We start from the raw sequence: 19981 nt of genomic DNA on the forward strand, positions 1-19981 counted from the left end.
GGAGTGATACTGTGGGTGATAAACCGATATCCTTTCGTGATGAAAATGGTAATTTTGTTTCTGCAGCAGATGTCTGGAATGAAGAAAAGCTCGAAAAACTTTTTAACAAACTCAATCCGAACCGAAAGTTTCGTTTGGAGCGTGAGAAATTAGCACAAAAGAAAAAAGAATAGGACTTGCTCATTTTTGAGCTAAGTCCTATTTTTCAGTTTGTAGCAATTTCATTCAATAAATCTTGTGCAGTTGTTGTTGGATTGACGCGAATACGGTTGAGGGTCAAAAGTCCGTCATTAAGAGAAGCCAGTCCGTTGTTGGTTGTCAATCCCATTTTATAACCAAGGCTTTCAGCAATCTGTGTCGTTGTTTGAGTATAACGCCCTGAAGGATATGCAACCGTTGTCGTATTTTGTGAAAGGTTATTGTCTAGGTATTGTTTGGAAGCTTGTAATTCTGTCGTTTGTGTCTCTGTACTTGCAAGGGATAAATCTGGATGGTTAACCGTATGATCTTCAAAAGACATTCCCTTTTTTTTCATTTCTTTGATTTGCTGCAGAGTTAGCATATCTTCGCGCCCATTTTCGACAAAGCCAGTAATGACATTGTTTGTTGCTTTCATTTGATATTTTTGAAGCAATGGAAAGGCGTTTGTATAGAAATCCCTCAGACTATCATCGAAAGTCAACCAAACGACTTTTTTATTTTCCGGAAGGACATTTTCAGTCAAAACTTTATATGCTTCTTCTGGAGTAAGAGTATAATAACCAGCATCTTTTAAGGCTTTTAAATGACTTTCAAATGTTTCTGGTGAGACAATTAAACCTGCATTTGCTGCTTCAGAAGGATCCATATTATGAATCGCATGATACATCAGAATAGGAAATTTAACCGGTTGATCCTGTTTCACCCATTTGATTTTAGTCTTTTTGTGACTAGAGTCCATTGTCTTTTTAGCTGTTGATTGTGAGGAAGAAGATTTATTTACTGTTGAACCAGCAGATTTTGTTTGGTTATTAGCGAGGTTTACTCCAGAGTGTTTCCACATGAATGTCCCTGCAATTACTAGAATGACCAATAAGATGAGACTAATAATAGTGCGCCGTTGTCTCCTTTTACGAATACGATTTCGTGCAGAACGATTACCAGAATGTTTTCCCATTGTAGAACTCCTTTGATTATTAAATCACTAATTTTATTGTATCATAATTCTTAGCGTCAGTTTATAAAATTTTAAAGAATAATTTATTATTTTTATAAAAAATATAAGAATTTGCTCAGTAGAAAAAAATAAGTTTATTTGCTATAATGAAAAACATAAAAATCGCAAGGAGTGCCTATGTCTATTAAAATTGCTTTACTTGGTTTTGGAACAGTTGCTAGTGGTGTTCCATTTTTATTAAAAGAAAATAATGAGAAGATTGTGCAAGCAGCTCATTCAGAAATTGAAATCACGAAAGTATTGGTGAAAGATATTGCTGAAAAAGAGCGCTTGTTAGCAGCTGGGAATCATTTTAATTTTGTTACGACAATTGACGAAATTTTAAATGATAAGGAAGTAAGTATTGTTGTTGAGTTGATGGGGCGTATCGAACCAGCAAAAAACTTTATTACACGTGCATTAGAGGCGGGTAAGCATGTTGTTACCGCAAATAAAGATTTGTTAGCAGTTCATGGTACGGAGTTGCTTGAAATTGCTAATAAAAATAAGGTGGCTCTTTACTATGAAGCAGCGGTAGCAGGAGGGATTCCGATTTTACGCACACTTGTTAATTCTTTAGCATCTGATAAAATTACGCGTCTTCTCGGTGTGGTCAATGGGACATCTAACTTCATGCTGACTAAAATGCTAGAAGAAGGTTGGTCTTATGAAGCAGCGTTATCTGAAGCGCAACAACTTGGATTTGCAGAAAGTGATCCAACTAATGATGTCGATGGCATTGATGCTGCTTATAAAATGACTATTTTGAGTCAATTCGCCTTTGGCATGACAGTTAAATTTGAAGATGTTGCTCATCAAGGCATTCGCAAGATTACACCAGAGGATGTAACAGTTGCGCAGCAATTAGGCTATGTTGTCAAATTAGTTGGTTTTATTGAAGAAACAAAATCAGGTCTTGCTGCAGAAGTCACACCGACTTTTTTACCAAAATCTCATCCTCTTGCTAGTGTGAATGGTGTGATGAACGCAGTCTTTGTGGAATCTATCGGGATTGGTGAGTCGATGTATTATGGTCCAGGTGCTGGACAAAAACCTACAGCAACAAGTGTTGTTGCAGATATCATTCGGATTGTTCGCCGGATCAACGAGAGAACTGTTGGAAAAGCTTTTAATGAGTTTCAACGTGAACGAGTCCTTGCAAAACCAGAAGATGTTAAGAGTTCTTACTACTTTTCAACATTGACACCGGATTCGAAAGGTCAAGTTTTACGTTTGGCAGAAATTTTTAATACTGAGGATGTTTCCTTGCAGCAAATCTTACAGCAAGGAACAGACGGAAATACTGCACGCGTTGTGATTATCACCCATGCTATCAACAAAACACAAGTAGAAAATGTCACTCGAAAGTTGCAGGCAACTTCTGGTTTTAAATTATTGAATACGTTCAAAGTATTAGGAGAATAAAATGAAGATTATTGTACCTGCAACGAGTGCTAATATCGGTCCGGGATTTGATTCGGTTGGTGTAGCTGTCAGTAAATATCTGATCATTGAAGTTTTAGGAAAAAGTGATCAGTGGATTATTGAGCACGATTTAGGGCGGCGCATTCCTTCAAATGAACGGAATTTGTTGATTAAAGTAGCGCGTCGAATTGCTCCAGCCATCCGACCTCATCATTTAAAAATGACGACTAATATTCCTTTGGCGCGTGGTTTGGGATCTTCTAGTTCTGTTATTGTTGCAGGGATTGAACTAGCCAATCAATTAGCAAATTTGCAGTTGTCAAATGCTGAAAAATTGAATCTTGCGACCAAAATTGAAGGACACCCAGATAATGTGGCACCTGCTATTTATGGTAATTTGACGATTTCTAGTTATGTAAACGGAGAAGTTTCAACAGTTGTGACGAAATTTCCAGAAGTAAGCCTTATTGCCTACATCCCAAATTATGAATTGCGCACAAAAGATAGCCGTGGCGTTCTTCCAAAAGAGTTATCTTATCAAGAAGCTGTTGCTGCAAGCTCGATAGCAAATGTGGCAATTGCTGCTTTAATGAAGGGAGACATGGTAGTAGCGGGACAAACTATTGAGTCCGATCGTTTCCATGAGCACTTTCGCCAAGGCTTGATTAAGGAATTTCCCAAAATCAAGATGATGGCAAAAGAAAATGGTGCGTATGCGACTTATCTATCAGGAGCAGGACCTACTGTGATGGTTCTAGCACCAAAAGAGCGCTCGAATACACTAAAAGAGAAGATAGAAGAGCAACAATTTAAAGGACAAGTTTTTGAACTTCAGGTTGATTGCAAAGGCGTTCGAGTAGAAAAATAAGAAAAGGTAAAGAGTTGACATGACCTGCATCCCAAAAAGTTGGACAGAAACTTTAACGATTGGGGGTGCAGGTTAACATTAGTGCAACTCTTTTTATATTTCTACAACTAATTTCCTCTTGTCTAATTATTTAAAATTATGCTATAATAAAATTAGAATATATAAAGGGGTGTAATTATGAATAAACTTGATTTGCAGGCACTTGCGGATGAGTTGGGATTGCAGTTTGATGAAACATCAACCGTTATTTTTGGACAGAAAGATGGTTATACTTTCTATATTGAACAAATGAATCAAAAAAATCAATACCGTATTTGTTGTTCGGTAAAAAATGGCGAAGCGTTACCCTCTTTGGAAGAATTTAAAGAGTTGACGAAGTCTTCTAAGGCATTGAAAACCTATCAAGTTAATTTGTATAAATCAAGCTTTGATATTAAAGTGGGTATGACCAAAGGAAAAACACGTGAGCATATTCGTCAGGGCTTACAAGATATTATCTCTTTTTTGAAAGAAAGAAATTTTACAAATGTGTGCGAGCAGACAGGAAAAGCAGGACAAGTGGATGTTTATCAGGTAGGAGGAAATTTGTTGCTTCTTTCACCAGAAGCCTTTCAGGAATTAAGTTCGGATTTGTCTATCGCCAATCAAGCTTATGATCATCAAAAAGAAAGTATCTTAGCAGGTACAGTAGGGGCATTTCTGGGAAGCTTGATAGGGGGAATTGTTACCTTAGTGATTGCTCAACTTGGTTATGTAGCTGTTGTCTCAGGAATTGTCATGGGAGTTTGTACAGTAAAAGGATACGAATTGTTAGGTAAAAAGTTGTCTAAAGTTGGTATCGCGATTAGTGTTGTTTTTATGCTTATCATGATGTTGGTTGCGCACCAATTTGACTATGCAATTCAGCTTGCAAAAGCAGAAAGAGCAGATGTTTTTACCGCTTTTACTTATCTGACAAATTATATCTTAAATGGCAATGAAGTACATATCTCTTATTGGACAAATCTTGGTTTGCTATTATTGTTCACAGGTGCTGGGGCTGTGGGAACGATTATCAGTGCTCTTTCCGCACAATCACAGAAATATCTTACAAGAAAATTAGGGTAAGTTTAAATGTTTTAAGGCTTGGATTTTTATCTGAGCCTTTTTAGATTTAACCTACAAACTATTGAATATTTGCTATGGTTATTCGTCAAAATATTTAGCATGTTATTTTTACTTAGTCTAATTGAATTGTCGTCTCAACTATGCTACAATCAAGCTATGATCTTCAATAAATTAGGTAGAAAAAAATTTGTAAATCAATATTTACTGAAAAAGATGATTGCTTTTCGACGGAATAGTTTTATTAAAATTACGCAAAAAACCTTGGTATCACTATTTCCTTTTTTCTTGCTGACAACGATAACAATGGTTTTGTCAGAGTCTATTTTTTCAGTAAATGGTTATATTAACAACCTATTCAGCGTTCGCTCTTGGTTTCCGTATTTTTCGACAATTGGATTGGTTTTGACAAACTGTACTGCTTTGATAGGTGGGCTGTCGGGCCCGTTAGCGACTTATTTTAGCGCGAAATATACGGCTGGTCACTATGGACGTAGCACAGGAACGGCAGGAATTACTGCTTTTATTTTTAGCTTGTTAATTCATTCGCGAAAGTTATTCTCCGTACTTTTAAAAGATGGTGCCTTGATGAGAATTAGCCTTCCTGTCAATATCAATTTAATAGTTGCCATATTGATGGGTTATATAGTAGGGCAAATCTTTCGCTTTTCGAGTCCAAGTGATGATCAAATCGTGGATAAATATTTTGTTTATCGTCCAAAAACAGTTCGTCCCATTCTTTCTTCTTTGTCTCTAGCACTTATTTACAGTTTCTTTCTGTTCCTAGGTAATCGTTATAATGTATTTTCGACCATTTCTAATTTTTTCTCAAACTTAATTGTTAATCGAAATAATATCTTCGTGATTGAAATGAACACTGCCTTACGGACTTTTAGTGCTTGGATTGGAAATAGCAATCTCTTTAACAATATTCCTTTTGTCAATGATTCGTTTGCATTAGATAATCTTAATTATGCTTTAAAACAACATACGACGAGAGGAATTCCTTATCCCTTTTCCTCAACAAATCTTTATGATGCCTATGGTATCTTTGCAGGACTTGGTGGAGGATTAGCACTCTTAGTTGCTATTTTATGGAAATCTCGTAGCGACAAAGATCGTGATGTTAGTTTGAAAAGTATTTTCCCTTCTCTTTTTAATCATGGCGCTGCCTTCATGGTTGGCATTCCTATATTTTTCAACTTTCTTTTTTTGATTCCTTTTATTCTTGTACCCATGATAAATGTCTTTATAGCCAGTATTTTTCTTTATTTCAGACTAATGCCACCAGCTGTGTATCCAGTTCCTAGCGGAGCACCAAGTGTACTATATGCTTTCATTGGGACAGGAGGAAGTTTGCGAGCTCTAGCAGTTGGTATTTTCATTTTTATCATTGATGTTATGATATATCTTCCATTTGTTACATTTAATGATCAGATTCATGATGAACTTCGTCGAGTAGATCCAAAAGGAGGTAAGCATGACTAAACAAGTAAAACTTGTTTTGCTAACGGTTTTAATTTTCCTCATTGTTTTAGCAGTCCCCTCTTATAGTTGGACAAGAAAAAATATCGATGAAATTGCTAAATTTTATAATGCTCGTTTGTCGCCAATCATTATGATACCGGGAAGTTCTGCTACAGAAAATCGATTCGATAGTTTGGTTCAAAAACTAAATCAAAGGCGTCGTGGGGTTAAGCATAGTTTACTTAAAGTGAAAGTATGGAACGATGGACGGATTACTTATAGCGGTTCGATTGCTGCTAATGACAATGAACCGATTATTGTTATTGGATTTGAAAATAATAAAGATGGTTATAGTAATATCAAAAAGCAAGCTAAAATGGTTAATGCTGCGTTTGAGGACTTGCAAGGAAAATATAATTTCAATAATTTTAAAGGATTGGGGCATTCTAATGGCGGTTTGATTTATACAGCATTTATCGAGAATTATCTTGGAGATTATGATGTGAATCTAAAAAAGTTAATGACAATCGGAACGCCTTATAATTTTACTGAAACAAATATTAATAACAAAACAGAAATGTTAGCTGACTTTATTAAGAATCGTAAAAATATTCCTAGGACCTTAGCGATGTACTCCGTAGCAGGGACTATTACTTATGATTCGGATGAATTGGTTCCTGATACAAGTGTAAGTGCTGGTAAGTATATCTATCAGGGACAAGCAGCTCACTATACAGAAACTACCGTCACAGGAGAAGATGCACAACACTCTGACTTGCCAACCAATGATGAAGTTGTGTCGTTAATCCAAGAACGCCTTATAGACAAACAAACTAAGAGAAACCAAAAAAATTAGTGGTTTAATGGCAATATCAACTTTTGGGGGTCGGTACAGCTTCGTTCTCTTTTTGGAGAATTGAGTGCTTTTAGACTGTTTTATCGCAATATTCCATCAAATATCTTTTTGCTCTCCTCAAACATGTGCTTTTCGGCGTAAAGTCTCAGTACTTTCTTAACAATTACCTGAGATGTTTTTTAATACTTTTTGAGTAGCTAACCTCATTTTAGAACTTTCAGTGGAGAGAATAGAGAATGCGTAAAAACTATTGCCTAAAATCTCTTGACAAATCTTTCAATCTATTTTATACTTAATGCAATTAAATACAACTTTAATCATGTCCTGTGAGGCATAAAAGTAATCATTAAAATGGATTAGTGCGCTAATCTGCTATTTTACTGTAAACTTTTGGCTCGGGATTTCCTGAGCTTTTTGATTTATAGGCTGTATTCAATTAATAAATGTAGTCTGTGAGCTACAATTAAGGAGGATGTGCATGTCTTTAGACAAAAATAATAAGCGAGCACTGGTTGCTGCGATTGTTGCATCAGGAACGGACGACTTAAACGTCATGTTCTTAGCTTTTTCGATGTCATCTATTATTTCAGAATTAGGTGTTACTGGAGCGCAAGGAGGCTGGATTGCAACAATTACCAATCTAGGAATGTTGGTTGGAGGCCTGCTCTTTGGTATACTGGCAGATCGCTATCACAAGTTTAAAGTTTTCAAGTGGACGATTGTTATTTTTTCATTAGCAACAGGGTTGATTTACTTTACACAAAATATTTATTATCTATATCTCATGCGTTTTATCGCTGGGATAGGCGTTGGTGGAGAGTATGGAGTTGCCATCGCGATTATGGCAGGTATTGTTCCTATTGGAAAAATGGGGCGCATTTCATCTCTGAATGGAATTGCAGGGCAAATCGGTTCTATTACTTCAGCGCTTTTAGCAGGTTGGTTAGCTCCCGCACTTGGCTGGAAAGGTCTTTTCCTCTTTGGGCTTGCTCCTATTGCTTTGGTTTTGTGGATGATGCTAGCGATTGATGATGATCATATCCGAGATAATGGCAATGTGACATTAAAAGCAGAAGGACGCCAGTCTGTTAAAACGAGTGAATTATTTAAAACACCATCTCTAACGGCTCAGACAGTAGCGCTTATGGTTATGACAACGGTACAAATTGCTGGTTATTTTGGTATGATGAACTGGCTTCCGACCATTATCCAGACAAGTTTGCATATTTCTGTAAAAGATTCCTCACTTTGGATGGTTTCAACGATTTTAGGGATGTGTCTGGGAATGCTCATCTTCGGTCAAATCCTTGATAAATGGGGACCGAGATTCGTTTATTCAATCTTTCTTCTAGCATCCTCCATGTGTGTTTACCTCTTCCAATTTGCCAATTCAATGCCTGCCATGATTATCGGCGGTGCGATTGTTGGTTTCTTTGTAAATGGAATGTTTGCGGGTTATGGTGCGATGATTACGAGATTGTATCCAGCTCATATTCGCTCCACGGCTAATAATGTCATTTTAAATGTTGGCCGAGCAATTGGAGGATTTTCATCTGTGATTATTGGGAAAATTTTAGATATCTCGAGCGTTTCAATGGTCATGATTTTCCTAGCAAGCCTTTATTTGATTAGCTTTGCTGCCTTGTGGACGATTAAGAATTTAAAAGCAGAACGTTACTCACTATTAGGAGAAGAATTGGTTGCAGAAGAAATATAACAATAGTATTAGCATAATTAGGAGACTGAGCTTAGGTCCGGTCTCTTTTTTCGGGCAAGCAAAATATATGGAAGTAGTTATTGAGTAGTATTTTGCTCATTTTTTAAGAAAGGCTGCAATGTCTACACATTACAGCCTTTCAACGTTTTTTCCTGCTATTGCTATTTCACGATATAATAAAATCAAGTAAGCACAGGAGAGGAGGAAATGGAATGAATTTTAAGCAGCTATCTTATTTGGCTCTGTAATTTCTGTAGTGGGTAAAATTACTTTAGGAATTATGGAACCTATTTTGATGATTCATTTATCAAATTGAACTTCATTCAACAGATACTCAATGAATTTATCCCCCATTTTAGATAAGCTAGCTTTTTCATGTTTAATATAAACCAGCTCAATAGGGTCATCAATATCTAGCGGAATAGAAACAATATTGTCACCATTGAGATTACTATTTAGAATACCAGTTGCAATAGTGTAGCCATCAAGACCAATCAAAAGATTAAAAAGAGTTGCTCGGTCGCTGACGACGATGGACTTTTTATGGTGTTCTTGCGATAGGATTTCTTCTGAAAAGTAAAAGGAATTGTGGGTTCCTTGATCGTAGCTGAGGTAAGGAAAATCTTCCAAATCTGATAATTGGATCAGTTTCTTCTTTGCTAGAGGATTGCTCTTGCTAACAAAAATATGTGGCTGGGCAGTAAAGAGATGTGTGGCAAGCAAGTGATTATCATCTAGCATTTTAGAGAGGACATCGCGGTTGTAGCTGTTGAGAAACAGTACGCCAATCTCGCTGCGGAAATTTTTGACATCATCAATGATTTCCCAAGTTCGTGTTTCGCGCAAGAAAAGCTCATACTTTTCCATATCACTTTTTTTGAGCAGAGAAACGAAAGCATTGACTACAAAGGCGTAGTGTTGAGAAGAGACGCTGAAAAGCTCTCGATTGGCAACTGGATTTTTGTAACGTTCTTCTAATAACTGAGTCTGTTCTACCACTTGACGAGCATAGGAGAGAAATTCCATACCGTCTTTGGTCAGAGTAATACCTTTGGGATTGCGGATGAAAATCTCAATGCCCATTTCATTTTCCAAATCGCGCACCGCATTAGACAGACTAGGCTGGGTAATAAAGAGTTGCTTGGCAGCCTCGTTCATGCTACCAGTCTCGACGATTTTAATAATATAGTGCAATTGTTGAATTCTCATAAGCTTATTTTATCATATTGGAATTGACAAAACACATTTGAAGTTGTAAAATAGATTAAATTTAACCTTTAAGAAAGTCCAGCGAGGCTTCCAAGGTTTCGGGTGAAGGAAGAGTGAGAAAATCGACTCTTTATTTTCGTGAGGCCTTGTGTATATGCAAGGTCTTTTTTAATAAAGAAATGAGGTAGAAATGACAAGCAGCTCATGCGAGAAGAGACTCGGAAAAATCATGTTGGAAAAGATGACCATTGTGCACCAAGAGAAAATTGCTCCACGAATTTTTGCTATGGATTTACGAGGAGAAATGGTTGGCCAGATGCAGGTTGGACAATTTCTGCATATCCGAGTTCCAGATGATACAAAGCTTCTACGTCGTCCTATTTCGATTTCAGAGATTAACAGAGAACGGAAAATCTGTCGGATTATTTACAGGATAGAGGGAGCAGGTACAGAACTCTTCTCTCGGTTGGAAAAAGGTTTTCAGTTAGACGTCATGGGGCCTCAGGGAAATGGTTTTGATTTATCTGGTTTAGGTATTGCAGATACAGCTCTAATTATAGGAGGTGGAATTGGTGTTCCCCCCTTGCTACAAGTGGCAAAAGAATTACATAGCAAGGGAGTGAATGTCACTTCAGTTCTTGGATTCGCAACAAAAGCAGTTGTCATTCTGGAAGAAGAACTGAAAAAATATAGTCGTGTCCTGATAACAACAGATGATGGTTCTTATGGCCGCAAAGGCTATGTTTCTTCCATTGTGAATGAGCTATCAGAAGATTTTACTGCGGTATATGCTTGCGGAGCTCCTGGTATGCTCAGATATGTGAATGAAACATTTTGCAGTCATCCGCGAGCTTACATTTCTATGGAATCACGAATGGCGTGTGGAATGGGGGCTTGTTATGCTTGTGTACTTCATGTTGCTGGCGAGGACCAAGCAGTCAATAAGCGGGTTTGTGAAGACGGTCCAGTTTTTGAGACTGGTACAATCGTGATGTAGGAGGTTGATATGTCTAACAGTCGTTTAGCAATTTCTCTTCCTGGTTTGGAACTGAAAAATCCAATTATTCCAGCTTCGGGGTGTTTTGGTTTTGGTCAGGAATATGCCAAATATTATGATCTCAATGTACTTGGCTCCATAATGATTAAGGCGACCACGCAGTACCCTCGTTTTGGCAATCCGACGCCACGAGTGGCAGAAACACCAGCTGGTATGCTCAATGCTATTGGACTACAAAACCCTGGGGTAGATGTGGTGTTGACAGAAAAACTTCCTTGGCTGGCTCACCATTATCCTAATCTTCCGATTATTGCTAATGTTGCGGGATTTTCTAACGAAGAATATGCTTTTGTTGCAGAAAAAATATCTAAAGCTCCAAACGTCAAGGCTATTGAACTTAATATTTCCTGCCCCAATGTGGATCATGGTAATGGGGGCTTGCTAATTGGTCAGGTGCCAGATTTAGCATATCAGGCTGCTAAGGCAGCGGTAGACGTGTCGGAAGTGCCAGTCTATGTAAAATTGACACCTAGTGTAGCAGATATTACACAAATAGCGAAAGCAGTTGAAGATGCAGGAGTTTCTGGTTTAACCATGATTAACACTTTAGTTGGAATGCGATTTGATTCAAAGAGCAGAAAGCCGATTATTGCAAACGGAACAGGTGGCATGTCGGGGCCGGCAATTTTTCCAGTTGCCTTGAAGTTGATTCGTCAGGTAGCACAATCTAGTAGTTTACCAATCATTGGTATGGGTGGAGTAAACTCAGCAGAAGCAGCCATTGAAATGTTTATTGCGGGAGCATCAGCGATTGGTGTTGGGACAGCAAATTTTACAAACCCTTATGCGTGTCCTAATATTATTGAGGATCTACCTAAAGTCATGGATAAATACGGTATTGAAAGTTTGGAAAGCTTGCGAACAGAAATTAGAAAAAACTTGTTGTAGCCTCATTTTTTGCTTGACAATAGACGGAGTAAATTATAAAATAATTGAAATGGAACCTTTAAAGAAGTCCAGAGAGGCTACTAAGGCTGATACGGTTTAAAGCGGCAGTAAACTGTCAATTTTCGTGTAACCTTGCCTCAGGCAAGGTTTTTCTATAGCTTTTGAGAAGTTTGTACGAAATGTGCTTAAAAGTTTCGAAAGGGATTTAAGATGATGGGTAAAGCTTTCGTTAGGAAGTGTCAGTGACTTTACTTCTATTGAAATCAAGCGGTCAGGATTAGCAAACGAAACCGTAGTACAGACAGTATTTCAAGTTATTAAGAGCCTGTGTCCAAAGATTAAAACGACAAACTGCCTATAAATTAATAAGGAGATGAACCTATGCGTGAAGAACGTCCTATTATTGCTCTTGATTTTCCCTCTTTTGATGATGTTAAAACCTTTCTGGAACATTTTCCAAAAGATGAAAAGCTTTATGTCAAAATTGGTATGGAATTTTTTTATGCTATTGGTCCAGAAATCGTTCACTATTTGAAAGGTTTGGAACACAGCATTTTCCTAGATTTGAAATTGCATGACATTCCCAATACGGTGCGCTCGGCTATGTCTGTTTTAGGAACTTTTGGAGTAGATATGGTCACTTTGCATGCAGCAGGTGGTGTCGAGATGATGCGGGAAGCTAAAAAAGTTTTGGGAGATAAAGCAAAATTAGTGGCTGTAACTCAGTTGACTTCTACTAGCGAAGCCGATATGCGAGACTGCCAAAATATCCAAACAACTGTTTCAGAATCGGTTGTCAATTATGCTTGCAAAGCTAAAGAGGCCGGCTTGGACGGAGTTGTGTGTTCAGCTCAGGAAGTTAAGCTGATTAAAGCGGCGACGTCAGAAGATTTTCTGTGCGTTACTCCAGGTATTCGACCAGCTGGTTCTGAAATTGGGGACCAAAAACGGGTCATGACACCGCAAGAAGCACATCAAATTGGTAGTGACTATATTGTGGTTGGACGTCCCATTACACGAGCTGCAGATCCAGTAGCTGCTTATCGCGCTATTAAGACGGAATGGATAGATGACTAGAAAAGTATATCAAGCAATCATTGACAGACCCATCGGTTATCAAGATAGTTTTGGAAATCGTTATCCTATCAATTATGGTTATATTCCGAATTTGTTTGCTGAGGATGGCGAAGAGCAAGATGTTTACATTGTGTCGGAAAAGGTACGAGAACCGTTAGAATACTTTGAAGGAGAATTGGTTGCTGTTATTCATCGACAAGATGATGTTGAAGATAAATGGGTGTTAACTTTATCTAGCGAGATCGTCACTTTAGAAGACATAAAAGAAAAGACTTATTTTTTGGAATAATATTTTGATTCCACTATTGAATTATTATAAAGGAGAAATCATGACTTTAGCAAAAGATATTGCGCGTGACTTACTGAAAATTGAGGCTGTTTACTTGAAGCCGGAAGAGCCTTTCACTTGGGCTAGTGGCATCAAGTCTCCAATCTACACAGATAATCGTGTGACCTTGGCCTATCCAGAAACGCGGACTTTGATTGAAAAAGGTTTTGTTGAGAAAATCAAAGCTGAATTTCCAGAAGTAGAAGTGATTGCTGGGACAGCAACAGCAGGTATTCCTCATGGAGCCATCATTGCTGACAAGATGACTTTACCATTTGCTTATATTCGTAGCAAACCAAAAGATCATGGTGCTGGAAATCAAATTGAAGGTCGAGTAAAAACAGGTCAGAAAATGGTCGTGATTGAGGATTTGATTTCAACTGGAGGGTCGGTTCTGGATGCGGTGGCTGCTGCTAAGCGTGAGGGGGCTGACGTCCTTGGAGTGGTAGCTATTTTTACTTATGAATTGCCTAGGGCAGAAAAGAATTTCTCAGATGCGGGTGTTCGATTGGTAACGTTATCGAACTACACTGAATTAATCAAGCTGGCGGAACAAGAAGGCTATGTTTCGGCAGAAGGCTTAGCTCTACTTGAGAAATTTAAACATGATCAAGAAAATTGGCAGGGATATTGATGAGGAAGTCCTTTCCCACGAAATGAGAGACTATTAACTTTTTTGTCCAATAAATTTGCAGCGAGATTTAATTTCTAAACTTATTTTTCTTCTTTTAACGATATTTGTTTATACACCACTCATGAGTTTTGGTATTTTAATTGACTTTTTTGTTCTGAGGATTCTGGGTCCAATTAGAGGTTAAGCAGCAATCTGATGATTGTTGTTTTTTTAAAATAGAGAAACAAATTAGATTTTGATATAATGGTCCTATGCTAAAAATGTACTCTTTTTTCTTTGGAATCTTGCAAAAAATTATGTTCATTATGGGCTTGCATTGGTTTTTTACTGCTATTATTCATCTAGGGACAATTTCTAGTCTTGCTTTGATTGGAGCAGTCATACTAGTATTTCTAGCTTATCGTTATCTAGAAAATTTAAAAAAATGCTACCACTACATGATGAGACACAAAGTTGCTATTATGATAGCAGTGATTGTATTTCAGTTGGCAATGCTTTTGTCTGCTCAGTTGCTGATTCGGCGAGATGCAGCAGTTGTTTTCAATGGTGCTTTCAAGTACTCAAAAGAGACTTCTATTTCCAGTTATTTGACACGCAATCCTAATAACTTGTTTCTCTTTTTGTATGAGCGCTTTTTTTATAATATCTTTGGAAGCTCAGCTTTATGGATTTTGCAGGGATTAAATATATTTTATGCCGATATAACGGCACTCATTTTGTACAAGGGAATGAAAAAATATGTGAGTGAGTCTGCTGCTGATGTGACATTTAGTTTGTATGTCTTGCTAGTTGGCTTTTCACCTTATTTTTATTCGATGTACACGGATATATGGCCTCTTCCGCTCATTGCTTTACAAATATTCTTACTTTTTGATTTACTTGGGCTTCGATGGCAGGATAAGAGGGTACTCTTCATAAAGACAATCAGATTAGGTTTGATAAGTGGGCTTGCAGTGCTGATACGACCAACTGTGTTGATTGTTATTATGGCAGGTTTTATTTTGCTGTTGTTCAAAAAGGAATGGAAGAAATTTATCCTAATCTTTTTCACCTTTCTCCTATCGTTTGGCGTAACTTCTATCGGCGGAAACTATCTGAAAGCGACGCAAACAGAAGTGACATTGATACAAGAGAAAGGATTGTCTAAAAGTCCTCTGCTCTTTATTGACTTAGGGTTGACTTTTATTGGACACGATCAAGAAGACATGAAAGAGGGCTTGCTTCAATACATTGATGTGGATCAGAGAGAACAGTATAATAATGGAATGTTTAAGCAAGAAAATGTAAAAAAAGAAATCAAACGACGCTTAAAAGAATATTCGTTTTTGGGATTTCTCAATCATCTTTACTATAAGCATTCATTAACTGTTTCAGAAGGAACTTTAGGTTGGTTATATCGAGATGTGGAATATGAAAAAACGCCTTATATCTCCCCTCTTTATCCTTATACAAAAAAGAATCTTGTGGCACAGTTTATCAGAACTTATTTTTTGAGTGTGGATAAGAGTGAGTATCGCTATTATGAGATTGTGAAGCAAGTTGTTTGGATTGTGATGAGTGTAGGGATTATTTTTGCCTTATGGAAATATCATGCAGATGATAAATTGAATGGTATCAGTCTTGCAGTTTTTGGAGGTTTGTTGTTTTTGCTAATTTTTGAAGGTGGAAAGACGCGGTATTTGATACAATTTTTACCCCAAATCATCATGTTATCTGCATTAGGTTTGACTGAATATTTACCGGATTGGTTAAAAAGCAAGAAAGGAGAAAAGATAAAATGAGAAAATCGTTTTACACTTGGTTGATGACAGAGCGCAATCCTAAAAGTACAGCGCCGAAGGCAATACTAGCCGATTTAGTTTTTCATGAATCAACTTTTCCTAAGCATACGGATGATTTTGATGAAATTAGCCGCTATTTAGAAGAACATGCTGATTTTTCCTTTAATCTTAGTGATTTTGATGCGATCTGGGAAGAATATCAAGCACATTAGTTCGGGAAAAAGATAGAATTTTCCGAGTTACTTTGCTATAATAAAGTAAATAATGTGAAGAAAGAGGTTCTTTGTTTGCAAGAACATTCAGTAGAAATCATCTTACAGCATCCAGATGATATATTTCATCTTTTTGGTTCTAATGAACGTCATTTGCGTTTAATGGAACAGGAGTTGCGGGTGACGATTCATGCGCGGACAGAAATTGTCCAGATTATTGGTGAGGAGATGGCCTGTGAAGAAGCCCGTCAGGTTATTCAGGCTCTGTTAGTCTTAGTTAACCGTGGAATGACGATTGGAACGCCAGATGTAGTGACAGCTATTACAATGGTCAAAAATGGTGAAATTGATAAGTTTGTGGCTCTATATGAAGAAGAGATTATTAAAGATTCTTATGGTAAACCCATTCGAGTTAAGACCCTAGGGCAGAAAGTGTATGTCGATAGCATTAAGAACCATGATGTTGTCTTTGGGATTGGACCAGCAGGAACAGGTAAGACCTTTCTTGCCGTAACTTTGGCTGTGACAGCGCTGAAGCGAGGGCAGGTCAAACGGATTATATTGACCCGACCGGCGGTTGAAGCTGGTGAGAGTCTAGGATTTTTACCGGGGGATCTAAAAGAAAAAGTAGACCCTTATCTACGACCGGTTTACGATGCATTGTATCAGATTTTAGGTAAGGATCAAACAGCGCGCCTTATGGAGCGAGAAATCATTGAGATAGCCCCCTTGGCTTATATGCGTGGACGAACATTGGATGATGCCTTTGTCATCTTAGATGAAGCGCAAAATACGACCATTATGCAGATGAAGATGTTCCTGACTCGACTTGGTTTTAATTCCAAGATGATTGTCAATGGGGATATTAGCCAGATTGACTTGCCAAAGAATAGTAAATCAGGTCTCATTGATGCGACAGAGAAATTGAAACATATCAAGCAGATTGATTTTGTTTATTTATCTGCAAAAGATGTTGTCCGCCATCCTGTAGTAGCTGAAATTATCAAGGCTTATGAACATTCTACTGAAGTGACACATGGTCATTTTTCTAAAGAAGAACATTCAAGTTTGGCTAGTTCCGAAATCGTTGGCGACCCAATCAAGGAGAAGGAATTAGAAGATGATGAAGGAAAAGCTCTTGGCTAATCTGGACAAGTTTCACACGACTGATCTTGGGAAAGTCCGTCTGCAAAAGCATCTGCTTTTGAGAGAGGAAAATCCAGTTTTATGGGCTAAGGGTTTTATCCAAAGGTCTGAGACAAAGATTAGTCATAAAGGAAAGAACTTCTATGTGTCTGATAATCATATTGTGTTGACTATCAATGCATCGTCTTATACCATCATTACAGGACACAAAGAGTAGGGATTTTAAAAGATGATTGAACAATTATCTAGGCATTATAGCTGTAGGATACTAGCAGAAAAGGATATTCCAAGTATTTTATCTTTATATGAAAGCAATCCTCTGTATTTTCAGCATTGTCCACCAGCTCCAAATTTAGAAAGTGTAAAAGAAGACATGGCTCGTCTGCCTGAAGGCAAGGCTAAGGTTGATAAATTTTATGTTGGCTTTTGGGATAGCTCTAACCTTGTAGCTGTTATGGATTTTATCTATGCCTATCCTGATGAGGAGACAGTTTTTATTGGTCTATTTATGGTTAATCAGACCTATCAAGGGAAAGGTATTGGCAGCCAGATTGTGACAGAAGCGCTAACCTATTTTGCTAAAAACTTTCGAAAAGCACGTTTGGCTTATGTCAAGGGGAATCCGCAATCTCAGCATTTTTGGAAAAAGCAGGGCTTCAAACCAATTGGAAGTGAGGTCAAGCAAGAACTCTATACGGTTGTTATCGTTGAACAGAGCTTAAGAGGTTAGAAATGGCATCAAGTAAAAACTATTTGGAATTTGTTTTGGAGCAATTATCAGGATTAGATGATGTGACTTACCGTTCTATGATGGGAGAGTATATTCTTTACTTCCGTGGTAAGATTATTGGTGGTATTTATGATAATCGCTTTTTAGTTAAGCCAGTTCAAGCAGTCTTAGATAAGATTGCCCAACCCTCGTATGAGTTTCCATACGAAGGCGCCAAAGAAATGATTTTAGTGGAAGACCTTGAAAATAAGGTGTTTCTAGAAGATTTAATTTTAGCCATGTATGATCAATTGCCGCTACCTAAACCTAAAAAGAAAAAATAAATGGAATGAAGCAAAGAGGTGGATTTGAAAGCTCTTTTCTTATAGTTATACGACTTAAAATGATAAGTAAAAAAGAGTCTGGGACAATAGCGTCTCAGACTCAAATTATTTTTATAATAAATGAGCAGTGTAGTAGGTGATTGTTCAAAAAAACTGCTTAAAAGGTGGTGTATAGGACCTGCGAAGCAAGTTGGCATATCCTTTTATTTTCAAAACTTATACTAAATCAGTGATATCAGTGTAGTCACGATTGAGCCCTTCTGCAACTGGTCGGCTAGTGAGATAACCTTTATAAGTAGTCACTCCTTGTTGTAGCCCCCAATCATCTGTAATAGCTTGTTCAAACCCTTTGTCCGCCAAAGCTTCAATGTAAGGAAGTGTTACATTTGTCAAAGCAAGAGTTGATGTGCGAGCAACAGCACCAGGTATGTTGGCAACGGCATAGTGAAGTACACCATGTTTTTCATAGACAGGTTCATCATGAGTAGTTACACGATCAGCAGTTGCAACAACCCCACCTTGGTCAACGGCTACGTCAACGATGACAGAACCAGGTCGCATTTTACTGACCATTTCATCAGTAACGAGCTTGGGAGCTTTGGCACCAGGGATTAATACTGCTCCAATCACTACATCGGCCTCTTTGACACTTTCAGCAATATTGAAAGAATTAGACATAAGGGTCTGGATTTGATGACCAAAAAGGTCTTCTAGTTCTGACAGTCGTTTAGCGCTGATATCAAGAATAGTGACATGCGCTCCCAGTCCTAAAGCGATGCGAGCTGCGTGTGTTCCAACAACGCCCCCTCCAATGATAGTGACTTTTCCTTTAGGAACACCTGGAACACCGCCCAGTAGTATACCAGAACCACCTTCTTGTTTGGTTAGAAAGTGAGCTCCAATCTGTACAGCCATACGTCCTGCCACTTCACTCATGGGCACAAGCAAGGGGAGATGCCCCTCTTGGTCACGAACGGTTTCGTAAGCAATTCCTATTGTCTTGCTAATCGTCATAGCATCAGCTAATTCAGGTGCAGCAGCCATATGCAGATAAGTGAAAAGCAAGAGATCATCACGTAAGAAGCTATATTCAGTAACTAAGGGTTCTTTTACTTTGACAACTAGATCAGCTGCCCAAGCTTCCGCTGCAGTTGCAACAATTGTCGCTCCCTGTGCCTCATAGTCAGCGTCTATAAATCCAGAACCAAGCCCAGCTTTAGTTTCAACTAAAACCTGATGACCTTTTTGGACGATACTGTGAACACCAGCTGGTGTTAAAGCAACACGATTTTCATTGTTTTTAATTTCTTTTGGGATACCAATTAACATAGATTTCCTCCTTTTTTGGGATGTTTTTATTGTATATGAAAACGCTTTAAAAATCAAGATGAAATCATAAAACATTGATTTCGGTGAATATTTATGTTATGCTATGAGACAAAAAAGGAGGTTCATTCAAGATGGAAAGTATTTATCTAAGGCTAGCTGAAAATTGAATTTTGGAAACAGAACGCTTGCTCTTGCGACCTGTGACATTAGATGATGCTGAAGATATGTTTGAATATTCCTCTGATGAAGAAAATACTCGCTATACTTTTTTACCTAACAAAGACTTGGAAGAAACTAAAAATGTTATTGCGCGTTTGTTTATGGGGCGGGCACTTGGAAATTGGGGAATTGAACTGAAGGAAAGGGATAAACTGATTGGCAGCATTGACCTGCACAAGCTGGATCCGCTCCTTAAAAAGGCAGCCATTGGTTATGTCATCAATAAAAAATATTGGAATCAAGGCTTAGCAACGGAAGCTTTGCAAGAAATAATTCGACTATTGACCCATACGCAGCACTCGATGAGCACGAGGAAGGCCGAATTTCTCAGAGAGTTTATTATCGTTTGACAAAGAAAGATTATTTTGAAAAATACTGATGTGAATGTGAGATTTATAGGAAATTTTAATGGTGAC

General features: G+C 37.8%; 21 protein-coding genes and 1 pseudogene. 19 read left to right on the forward strand and 3 right to left on the reverse strand.

All coding sequences use genetic code 11. The features are described 5' to 3' along the window. Positions 1 to 11: 11 nt before the first annotated feature. Positions 12 to 173, forward strand: coding sequence for a hypothetical protein (locus HMPREF2963_RS09165; RefSeq protein WP_006269581.1), 162 nt, complete (start codon positions 12 to 14; stop codon positions 171 to 173). 32 nt (positions 174 to 205) lie between these two features. Here the strand turns inward: HMPREF2963_RS09165 and HMPREF2963_RS00085 are convergent, their stop codons facing one another. Further along, positions 206 to 1156: a polysaccharide deacetylase family protein gene (locus tag HMPREF2963_RS00085; RefSeq protein ID WP_070667897.1), complete on the reverse strand. Its 951-nt coding sequence runs from the start codon at positions 1154 to 1156 to the stop codon at positions 206 to 208. A 177-nt stretch (positions 1157 to 1333) separates the two neighbouring features. On the opposite strand from HMPREF2963_RS00085, the gene HMPREF2963_RS00090 reads away from it, so the two are divergent. From HMPREF2963_RS00090 to HMPREF2963_RS00115, 6 genes are all read left to right on the forward strand, one after another. Beyond that, positions 1334 to 2620 carry a homoserine dehydrogenase gene (locus HMPREF2963_RS00090; RefSeq protein WP_070667899.1) on the forward strand — a complete coding sequence of 429 codons (1287 nt, stop codon included), beginning with the start codon at positions 1334 to 1336 and terminating at the stop codon, positions 2618 to 2620. A 1-nt stretch (position 2621) separates the two neighbouring features. Then, positions 2622 to 3488: a homoserine kinase gene (gene thrB / locus HMPREF2963_RS00095; RefSeq protein ID WP_070667901.1), complete on the forward strand. Its 867-nt coding sequence runs from the start codon at positions 2622 to 2624 to the stop codon at positions 3486 to 3488. 177 nt (positions 3489 to 3665) lie between these two features. Beyond that, positions 3666 to 4595, forward strand: a complete 930-nt coding sequence (locus tag HMPREF2963_RS00100; protein ID WP_003024283.1) for a hypothetical protein — start codon at positions 3666 to 3668, stop codon at positions 4593 to 4595. 156 nt (positions 4596 to 4751) lie between these two features. After that, positions 4752 to 6080, forward strand: a complete 1329-nt coding sequence (locus tag HMPREF2963_RS00105; RefSeq protein WP_070667903.1) for a PTS sugar transporter subunit IIC — start codon at positions 4752 to 4754, stop codon at positions 6078 to 6080. Beyond that, the gene (locus HMPREF2963_RS00110) at positions 6073 to 6915 is read left to right on the forward strand and encodes an alpha/beta hydrolase (protein ID WP_003069431.1); all 843 of its coding nucleotides are present in this window, start codon (positions 6073 to 6075) and stop codon (positions 6913 to 6915) included. The genes HMPREF2963_RS00105 and HMPREF2963_RS00110 overlap by 8 nt, the downstream gene beginning before the upstream one ends. A 478-nt stretch (positions 6916 to 7393) precedes the next feature. Further along, a complete protein-coding gene (locus tag HMPREF2963_RS00115) occupies positions 7394 to 8632 on the forward strand; it encodes an MFS transporter (RefSeq protein ID WP_070667905.1) in 1239 nt (412 codons plus the stop codon). Positions 8633 to 8932: 300 nt separating this feature from the next. On the opposite strand, the gene HMPREF2963_RS00120 is transcribed toward HMPREF2963_RS00115, so the two are convergent. Then, positions 8933 to 9841, reverse strand: coding sequence for a LysR family transcriptional regulator (locus HMPREF2963_RS00120; protein ID WP_049476927.1), 909 nt, complete (start codon positions 9839 to 9841; stop codon positions 8933 to 8935). Between the two features lie 190 nt (positions 9842 to 10031). On the opposite strand from HMPREF2963_RS00120, the gene HMPREF2963_RS00125 reads away from it, so the two are divergent. The 11 genes from HMPREF2963_RS00125 to HMPREF2963_RS00175 all read left to right on the forward strand — a co-directional run bounded on the left by HMPREF2963_RS00125 (position 10032) and on the right by HMPREF2963_RS00175 (position 18017). Then, entirely contained in the window at positions 10032 to 10838 is an 807-nt protein-coding gene (locus tag HMPREF2963_RS00125; RefSeq protein ID WP_070667909.1) for a dihydroorotate dehydrogenase electron transfer subunit, read from the forward strand. A gap of 9 nt (positions 10839 to 10847) precedes the next feature. Beyond that, positions 10848 to 11786, forward strand: coding sequence for a dihydroorotate dehydrogenase (locus HMPREF2963_RS00130; protein WP_070667911.1), 939 nt, complete (start codon positions 10848 to 10850; stop codon positions 11784 to 11786). 381 nt (positions 11787 to 12167) lie between these two features. Then, on the forward strand, positions 12168 to 12863 hold the full coding sequence (gene pyrF, locus HMPREF2963_RS00135; protein WP_020998573.1) for an orotidine-5'-phosphate decarboxylase: 696 nt from the start codon (positions 12168 to 12170) through the stop codon (positions 12861 to 12863). After that, entirely contained in the window at positions 12856 to 13152 is a 297-nt protein-coding gene (locus tag HMPREF2963_RS00140) for an inorganic diphosphatase (RefSeq protein WP_070667913.1), read from the forward strand. The genes pyrF and HMPREF2963_RS00140 overlap by 8 nt, the downstream gene beginning before the upstream one ends. A 40-nt stretch (positions 13153 to 13192) precedes the next feature. Beyond that, positions 13193 to 13825 carry an orotate phosphoribosyltransferase gene (pyrE, locus tag HMPREF2963_RS00145; RefSeq protein WP_003069418.1) on the forward strand — a complete coding sequence of 211 codons (633 nt, stop codon included), beginning with the start codon at positions 13193 to 13195 and terminating at the stop codon, positions 13823 to 13825. 251 nt (positions 13826 to 14076) lie between these two features. Continuing rightward, positions 14077 to 15606: a glycosyltransferase family protein gene (locus HMPREF2963_RS00150; protein WP_070667915.1), complete on the forward strand. Its 1530-nt coding sequence runs from the start codon at positions 14077 to 14079 to the stop codon at positions 15604 to 15606. Next, positions 15603 to 15818: a YozE family protein gene (locus tag HMPREF2963_RS00155; protein ID WP_003072551.1), complete on the forward strand. Its 216-nt coding sequence runs from the start codon at positions 15603 to 15605 to the stop codon at positions 15816 to 15818. The genes HMPREF2963_RS00150 and HMPREF2963_RS00155 overlap by 4 nt, the downstream gene beginning before the upstream one ends. A 75-nt stretch (positions 15819 to 15893) precedes the next feature. After that, on the forward strand, positions 15894 to 16964 hold the full coding sequence (locus HMPREF2963_RS00160) for a PhoH family protein (RefSeq protein WP_070667917.1): 1071 nt from the start codon (positions 15894 to 15896) through the stop codon (positions 16962 to 16964). Continuing rightward, the gene (locus tag HMPREF2963_RS00165) at positions 16939 to 17181 is read left to right on the forward strand and encodes a DUF3781 domain-containing protein (RefSeq protein ID WP_232216468.1); all 243 of its coding nucleotides are present in this window, start codon (positions 16939 to 16941) and stop codon (positions 17179 to 17181) included. The genes HMPREF2963_RS00160 and HMPREF2963_RS00165 overlap by 26 nt, the downstream gene beginning before the upstream one ends. A 12-nt stretch (positions 17182 to 17193) precedes the next feature. After that, on the forward strand, positions 17194 to 17694 hold the full coding sequence (locus tag HMPREF2963_RS00170) for a GNAT family N-acetyltransferase (RefSeq protein WP_070667918.1): 501 nt from the start codon (positions 17194 to 17196) through the stop codon (positions 17692 to 17694). 2 nt (positions 17695 to 17696) lie between these two features. Further along, on the forward strand, positions 17697 to 18017 hold the full coding sequence (locus tag HMPREF2963_RS00175; protein WP_003069408.1) for a TfoX/Sxy family protein: 321 nt from the start codon (positions 17697 to 17699) through the stop codon (positions 18015 to 18017). 216 nt (positions 18018 to 18233) lie between these two features. Here the strand turns inward: HMPREF2963_RS00175 and ald are convergent, their stop codons facing one another. Then, positions 18234 to 19346 carry an alanine dehydrogenase gene (gene ald / locus HMPREF2963_RS00180; RefSeq protein WP_070667926.1) on the reverse strand — a complete coding sequence of 371 codons (1113 nt, stop codon included), beginning with the start codon at positions 19344 to 19346 and terminating at the stop codon, positions 18234 to 18236. Positions 19347 to 19513: 167 nt separating this feature from the next. Here ald and HMPREF2963_RS00185 point away from each other — a divergent pair. Continuing rightward, positions 19514 to 19944: pseudogene (locus tag HMPREF2963_RS00185) on the forward strand (GNAT family N-acetyltransferase). Positions 19945 to 19981: the final 37 nt, after the last annotated feature.

It is taken from the genome of Streptococcus sp. HMSC067A03 (assembly GCF_001814295.1).
Classification (GTDB): Bacteria; Bacillota; Bacilli; order Lactobacillales; family Streptococcaceae; genus Streptococcus; species Streptococcus constellatus.